At 34.3% G+C, this 2,980-nt stretch carries 4 protein-coding genes; 2 read left to right on the top strand and 2 right to left on the bottom strand.

Annotated elements, in window-relative coordinates; translation table 11 throughout:
- Positions 1-200 precede the first annotated feature (200 nt).
- Positions 201-380: a hypothetical protein gene (locus tag FD47_RS14065; protein ID WP_054736607.1), complete on the top strand. Its 180-nt coding sequence runs from the start codon at positions 201-203 to the stop codon at positions 378-380.
- 53 nt (positions 381-433) lie between these two features.
- Positions 434-673, top strand: a complete 240-nt coding sequence (locus FD47_RS16215) for a transposase (RefSeq protein WP_082402684.1) — start codon at positions 434-436, stop codon at positions 671-673.
- 382 nt (positions 674-1,055) lie between these two features.
- On the opposite strand, the gene FD47_RS14055 is transcribed toward FD47_RS16215, so the two are convergent.
- The gene (locus tag FD47_RS14055) at positions 1,056-1,409 is read right to left on the bottom strand and encodes a hypothetical protein (protein WP_054736602.1); all 354 of its coding nucleotides are present in this window, start codon (positions 1,407-1,409) and stop codon (positions 1,056-1,058) included.
- Between the two features lie 14 nt (positions 1,410-1,423).
- Positions 1,424-2,233, bottom strand: coding sequence for a ParA family protein (locus tag FD47_RS14050; RefSeq protein ID WP_054656131.1), 810 nt, complete (start codon positions 2,231-2,233; stop codon positions 1,424-1,426).
- Positions 2,234-2,980 lie beyond the last annotated feature (747 nt).

Genomic DNA, 2,980 nt, shown 5'->3' with positions numbered 1-2,980 from the left:
ATTACTTAAGAGATTTTAGACAGCTTCTTACGATGGTCAACTCAAGTTGGCCAAGCACTTAATTTTGATTCTGGCAGTTAGCTAAACGATGACGATAAAAAAAACGCCTTTAGGCGGTCTCAGACTGAAGATAAAGTCCTTAAAATACGAGGATTTTGTCTTTTTGTGTTCTTTATAATTATTGGTGAGAGGTGATTGCTATGCTTGGGAAACACGATCATAGCAAGCGTAACCGAATCCAATTTGTCACGATTAACGAAATGGTTCCGCAGAATCATTTATTACGAAAAATTGATAAAGTGATCGATTTTATTTACGATTTAGTGCAACCACTCTATACCATTGATAACAGGCAGCCAGGATTGGCCCAGTCATTCTGACTAAACTACCAATTATTCAATATCTATTTGATATTCGAAGTATGCGCTAAACAATCAAAGAGATTCAAGTGAATATGGCTTACCACTGGTTTTTAGGGCTTGATATGGTTAAAGTGGTTCCCCATTTCACGACATTTGGTAAAAACTTTGAACGTCGCTGTAAGGGGACGGATCTATTTGAGCAAATTCTCCTCCAATGTGTCCAGGCAAAGCTGGTGGACCCTCTTCGGTCCTATTCGTTGATAGAACCCACGTTAAAGCCGATGCAAACAACCATAAGTTCTCAGACGTGATGGTTAACAAAGAGGCCGTTAATTATCGTCAAGCCTTGGATCAAAAGATTGAAAAAAGATCGGGTTGCCCTTAAAAGCAGATCAATCAGCTGTAAAAACCAAACGACGAAAAGTTAGTCGGAATGATCCTGAGAGCGGTTGATTTCATAAGGGAGAGCACAAACAAGTTTTTGCTTATAATGTGTAATCCTTGAAACAAATCCATCGAGGACTCAAAGAACTTCAGAACACTTTGGAAGCATCATTTATTTAAGTTAGCTACATATTTTATGTACGAAGGCAGTTTATGTACACAAGATTCTTGATGCTATCTACCAATAGTCATTCCTATATCTATAGAATCATATTTCTATATATCTATAATTCTATAGAAGAATAATCATCATTCTTCAGGCATATTTCGCTGAACCTGCCGAACGAATTCCATCACAAGTTTTTTCTTGGTATCCGGCATATCATTTATATATTTTTCAACAAGTTCATTAATAACTTCATAGTTCTTTTTGTTTTCAACAATCCCGATTTGTTTAATCGCCATGTGAGTATCAATTTGTGTTTGAACAGATTTTGGCGTGTCTTTAGCTTTCAACTTTCTAGTATAGTGCATTAAAATTTGGTCGTCTGGTAAAGATCTTCGTATGGTTTCAGATACCTTAGGTTCTATCCGTTCTGGGCGGAATGTTTTATTCTTCCTAATTTTGCCTAAGCCATTCAATCCCAGTGACTTTTCACTCATAATATGATCTCTCCTTATTCATTAAATTTAGTGATTCGTTCTTTGATTTCGTTGACAACATTTTCGTAAACACTCATTACTCGAATATCATTTATATCCTTAGACCTATCAGTAATACCAGTTCGATCAAATCTCTTTAACCTAGCCATTTGTCTAATCCGTTGTTTGAACATGTTGGCTTTTCCGAAACTATCAATTGCATCATCTAAGACATCAAGATCTAGATTGTTCCCGTTTTGTTGCAAAACCGGTAAAACACCTAATAAATCCAATCCGAGCTTATAGTCGTCCTTCAAATTAATTAAGTGTTCAGCATAGGTTTCAGCGCCTGTTAATGATCTTTCTTGAGTTTGTAAAATAATAATTACAAAATCACTTGCCACAAGCGCTGAATCAGTAAATTTATTTAACTGCGGTGGAACGTCTAAAATAATGTAATCATATTTTTCTTTCAATGGGCTGAGCAGTTTTGCTAGGTAAGTGTCCTGTGTATAATCATCAGCAAAAGTTTCATTTAAATATTTTTCATATCCTTGTAAATCTTGATATGACGGTAGCAAATCTAAATTATCTTTAACATGAACTAAGGCCTTTTGTAGATTACCGCTGATTAGCGCAGTTTCTAATGTCTCTTCAAAGTCTGGTTTAATATCATAAATGGCTTCCATAGTGGTAAAAAGTAAATCCGTTGCATTTGCTTGGGGATCAAGATCAACAAGTAATGTTTTTTTATTATGCTTTGATAGTATGTAAGAAATCATCACAGCATTAGTTGTTTTGCCCACACCACCTTTAAAGTTTCCGGTAGTAATCGTAATTGCCATAAATTTATCCTCCATTTATTTTATTCAAAATCTATAGAAACATAGCTTTATAGAATTGAATTTCTATAGAACTATAGTAGCTTAATATTAGGAATAGTGCAAGATTAGTTTAAAATCAGTTTTATAGTTCTATAGAACTATAACTTTATAATTCTATATTATCACAACATTTCTATAGAAATTTAATTTGCTTATTTACTTCTTATCCAATGAAGATTATGATTTAAGCGTGATCAAAAAAGGTCACGTTAAGTGGTTTCTCAACAAAACAAACAAAAAGATCATTGCTTAAAAATCATTCCCCAATAACTTTTAGTCAATTATACAGGTCACTACACTTTATAGATCTTTTAACGTGTAAATCCTGATAGTGCTGTTTTTTTATAACTTATAAGATATTTAATCATTTTTATGCAATTTCATTCTGCTATTGATTTTCAGTGCTTTCGACAGATACTTACTTAGATATCCAGAAGCGTTTATGTTACTCGAATGTTCAACAGTACCTTCTATCGCGTATTGGTTCCAACCGAAGGCTGGCAAAGTATACAAGACCAAATAAAGTTGCTGGAAGATAAGCGCTATGCTAGACTGAAACTAATTTAACAACCGAATAAAGATCAAGCTAAACAGAAAAATCCCCGATTCACGAGGAATCAGAGACTTTTGGTTTAGCAAGTAGCTATCAGCCAGCTACTTAGATTCAGTCGATTTTCACCGCCAAGTTAAAATCGACTGAACATTGTT

Origin of the sequence: Lentilactobacillus parafarraginis DSM 18390 = JCM 14109 (assembly GCF_001435895.1) — a bacterium.
GTDB lineage: Bacteria > Bacillota > Bacilli > Lactobacillales > Lactobacillaceae > Lentilactobacillus > Lentilactobacillus parafarraginis.
Note: the sequence above shows the minus strand (reverse complement) of the source record. Positions and strands in the feature narration are given on the sequence as shown.